Here is a 3,692-nt window from a genome sequence, read left to right as displayed (position 1 = left end):
CGACCAAGGCCGCCCGGTCACTCGCCGCGCCGGCCGCGTGGTCGCGCGCCTCGGCCGCTCGGTCACGCACATCTGCCGCGCGCTCGGCGACGGCGCTCACGCGCTCGGTGACGGCGTCCTTGGCCACCTCGGCCTTCGACTTGGGCTTACTGCAAAGCATGTGTCCTCCTTGAGGGATTTTCCGGCCTCCATCCTGCCGTGTTTTCGCTCCGGGGGCGCAGGGAGGTCCCTGCCAAACATGTTTGAATGGCGCGCATGAAGGCAACCCTGCACACCAATCACGGCGATATCGTGATCGACCTCTTCGAGAACCAAGCCCCCAAGACGGTGGCCAACTTCACCGGTCTGGCCACCGGCACCAAGGAGTACAAGGACGACGCCGGGCGCACCAACCCGACGCCCTACTTCGACGGCCTGGGCTTCCACCGGATCATTCCCGGCTTCATGATCCAGGGCGGCTGCCCCCTCGGTCAGGGGATCGGCGGCCCCGGCTACAGCTTCGATGACGAGATTCACCCCGAGCTCACCTTCGGCAAGCCCTATCTGCTGGCCATGGCCAACGCGGGCAAGCGCATGGGCCGCGGCACCAATGGCTCGCAGTTCTTCATCACCGTCGAGCCCACCCCCTGGTTGCAGGGCAAGCACACGATTTTCGGCGAGGTCGCCGACGAGGCCAGCCGCGGCGTCGTCAATGCCATCGCCGCCGTTCGGACCGGCGCGGGGGACAAGCCCGTCGAACCGGTCGTCATCGAGAGCGTGACGATCGACTGATCAGGCGAGGTCAGGAGCAGGTGGGCGGCCCGCGGTGAGCGAGCACGCGTCATACGACAATCGGGCGGACGCACCGCCGGTATGCCCGCGTCATCCCGACCGGATCAGCTATGTCCGGTGCCAGCGCTGCGGGCAGCCCACCTGCCCCGAATGCCAGCGACCGGCGGCCGTCGGCGTCCAATGCGTCTCCTGCGTCGCGCAGAGTGCGCGCGAGCATCCGCGCACCCGCACCGTGCTTGGCGCGCCGACAGGCGGCGACCGGCCGCTGGTCACGATGGTCATCGTCGCGATCTGCGTGGGGGTGTGGGTCGCCGAATATCTGAGCCGCAGTTCATGGCTCTTCCAGACCTTCGCGCTGGCGCCGGCGATCGGCGAACGGGAGCCGTGGCGCTTTGTTACCTCGGCCTTCCTTCACGGGCCGCTGATGCACATCCTGTTCAATATGTTCGCCCTGTGGATGCTCGGCGGCTATCTCGAACCCATGCTCGGGCGTCTGCGATTCGCTCTGCTCTATCTGATCAGCGCCCTCGGCGGCGGGGTCGCGTATGTGCTGATGACGCCGCTGGATTCGCGTGTCGGGGTCGTCGGCGCCTCGGGTGCGGTTTTCGGCCTCTTCGGTGCGGTGATCGTGCTCAACCGTTCGCTCGGGCGCGGCACTCAGGGCATCTGGATCAACCTGGCGATCAACGCCCTTTTGCCGATCCTCTATCCCAATATTGCCTGGCAGGCCCACGTGGGCGGCTTCGTGACGGGCATGCTCCTTGCCTGGGTGTTCGCGCGCAGCAAGGGCAAGGCGACCCTGACGTATGCCGGTGCGGCCGGCGTCACCGCCGCCGTCGCCCTCGCCGGTGCTGCCCGCTATCTCATCGGGTAAGCCGCGGCCTAGCACATCTGTCGAATCACAGTCGTGTAGTTCGTCCCCAGGTGTGGAGAACCCGGTGGACAACCCCCAATCGTGGATAACCCTGGGGATAACGGGGGACTATTTCCAGCGCGTGGTCATCATGAAGCCCGCCATCATCAGCCCGAAGCCGGCCGCGAGATTCCAGCGGCCAATCGACGGGACCGGATACTTCTGTTGCGTGACATAGAAGACGACGACCCAGAGCAGGCCGAGGACCATCAGTGTCAGCATCACCGGGGCGAACCAGGGCGGCGATGACGGGGCGACCTTGGTGGTGCGCGCCTCCGGGGGCGGGGTGTACGACGCCTTGTCGCGGCCCTTGGACTCTGGCACGAAGATCAACTCCCTATGAACGGCTTTGGCGCCTAGGGTAATCGACCTATCCCGGGCCACCGAGCTGGTCGCGGCGCGCGCCGGTCTAGCCGCGCACTTATCGTTGAGGCATCATGCCGACCCCGATCAGCCCCGCTCGCCGCAATCGCGCGCTCGTGCTGACGCGGCGCCCGACCCGCTGGTCGGTGCTCGTGCCGCTTGTCGGGGTGCTCGCCGGGGTCATGCTCACCGTCAGCAGCGTGGCCGCCCGGGGCACCGATCTGCGCGGCGACGCGACCGGGCTGCCCGAGCTGATCCGGGAGCGGCAACTAGCTAATGCCCGGCGCATCGCCCAGATCGAAAGACTGCAGGCGCAAGTGGACGCGGCGGCTGCGGCGGCCGCGCCGGCCAATGCGGAGCTCACCGGGCTGACCGCCACGGTCGAGCGGCTCGGCGAGGACGTGGGCACCGTCCCCGTCCACGGCCCGACAGTCACCGTGGCCCTCAACGACTCGGCGCTGACCAGCGAGGAGTTGCCCGACTGGGCCAATGTCAACGACATCGTCGTCCACCAGCAAGACGTCCAGGCCGTCGTCAATGCCCTGTGGCGCGGCGGCGCCGAGGCGATGACGATCATGGATCAGCGGGTGATCGCCACCAGTGCGGTGCGGTGCGTCGGCAACACCCTGATCCTGCGCGGCCGGGTCTACTCTCCGCCCTTCGTGATCAGCGCGATCGGCGATCCGGATGCGCTCGAAGCCGCGCTTGCCGGCGACCCGCAGATCCAGCGATATCAGGAGTATGTCGCCGCCCTCGGCCTCGGTTATGCCGTCGAGCGCACCGGCGAGAAGACCTTCCCGGGGTATGCCGCGACCCTGGACAACACCTACGCCCGCGCCGTCCGCTGACCCCCCCGCTCCGCGTCGAGAGGCCGGTTCAGCCCCGTCGAGGGGCCGATTCGGCCCCGCCTGAGTCTCGTGCAGCCTTAGGCTGAGCTGGTGACCCGGATCCTCGTCGTCGACAACTACGACAGTTTCGTCTTCACGATCGTCGGCTATCTACAGCAACTCGGCGCGGATACCGAGGTCGTGCGCAATGACGAGATCGCGCCCGCCGACGGAGCCGATTTCGACGGTGTGCTCATCTCGCCCGGACCCGGTACCCCCGAAGACGCCGGCGTCTCCATGGCGATGATCGAAGCCTGCGGCGAGCGCGCTCAACCGATGCTAGGCGTATGTCTGGGCCACCAAGCCCTCGGTGTGGTCACCGGTGCGACGGTCGGCCGGGCGCCGGAGTTGTTGCACGGCAAGACCTCGCGCGTCATCCACGACGGCACGGGTGTGCTCGACTCGCTGGCCTCGCCTTTCACCGCGACGCGCTATCACTCGCTGGCCATAGACCCGCCGACGCTGCCCGACGAGCTGGTGGCGAACGGGCATACGGCCTCGGGCATCATCATGGCTGTGCGCCATCGAGAGCTGCCGCTGCATGGGGTGCAATTCCATCCAGAGAGCGTGCTCACCGAGGGCGGCCACCGGCTGCTCGCGAACTGGCTGGCGATGTGCGGCGCGAGTGACGCCATCGCCGCGTCCGCTGGCCTCAGCCCGCTGGTGCGCGACGGTGCGGGTATCGCCCGGATGGTCGCGACCAACTAACCGTATGCCGGACCCGTGCGAACCTCTTCACGGCGCTGGCACGTCCGGAC

At 67.7% G+C, this 3,692-nt stretch carries 5 protein-coding genes; 4 read left to right on the top strand and 1 reads right to left on the bottom strand.

Annotated elements, in window-relative coordinates; genetic code table 11:
• Window positions 1–255: 255 nt before the first annotated feature.
• Entirely contained in the window at window positions 256–771 is a 516-nt protein-coding gene (locus tag PKH97_RS14935) for a peptidylprolyl isomerase (protein ID WP_324388371.1), read from the top strand.
• Between the two features lie 34 nt (window positions 772–805).
• Window positions 806–1,645, top strand: coding sequence for a rhomboid family intramembrane serine protease (locus PKH97_RS14930; RefSeq protein ID WP_324388370.1), 840 nt, complete (start codon window positions 806–808; stop codon window positions 1,643–1,645).
• A gap of 108 nt (window positions 1,646–1,753) precedes the next feature.
• Here PKH97_RS14930 and crgA read toward each other — a convergent pair whose 3' ends face one another.
• The gene (gene crgA / locus PKH97_RS14925; protein ID WP_324388369.1) at window positions 1,754–2,008 is read right to left on the bottom strand and encodes a cell division protein CrgA; all 255 of its coding nucleotides are present in this window, start codon (window positions 2,006–2,008) and stop codon (window positions 1,754–1,756) included.
• Window positions 2,009–2,121: 113 nt separating this feature from the next.
• On the opposite strand from crgA, the gene PKH97_RS14920 reads away from it, so the two are divergent.
• The gene (locus PKH97_RS14920) at window positions 2,122–2,895 is read left to right on the top strand and encodes a DUF881 domain-containing protein (protein ID WP_324388368.1); all 774 of its coding nucleotides are present in this window, start codon (window positions 2,122–2,124) and stop codon (window positions 2,893–2,895) included.
• A 90-nt stretch (window positions 2,896–2,985) separates the two neighbouring features.
• Window positions 2,986–3,642, top strand: coding sequence for an aminodeoxychorismate/anthranilate synthase component II (locus PKH97_RS14915; RefSeq protein WP_324388367.1), 657 nt, complete (start codon window positions 2,986–2,988; stop codon window positions 3,640–3,642).
• The last annotated feature ends 50 nt before the right edge of the window (window positions 3,643–3,692 follow it).

The organism is Nostocoides sp. (assembly GCF_035343835.1).
GTDB classification, from domain to species: domain Bacteria; phylum Actinomycetota; class Actinomycetes; order Actinomycetales; family Dermatophilaceae; genus Nostocoides_A; species Nostocoides_A vanveenii.
This window is presented reverse-complemented; position numbering and strand designations above follow the sequence as displayed.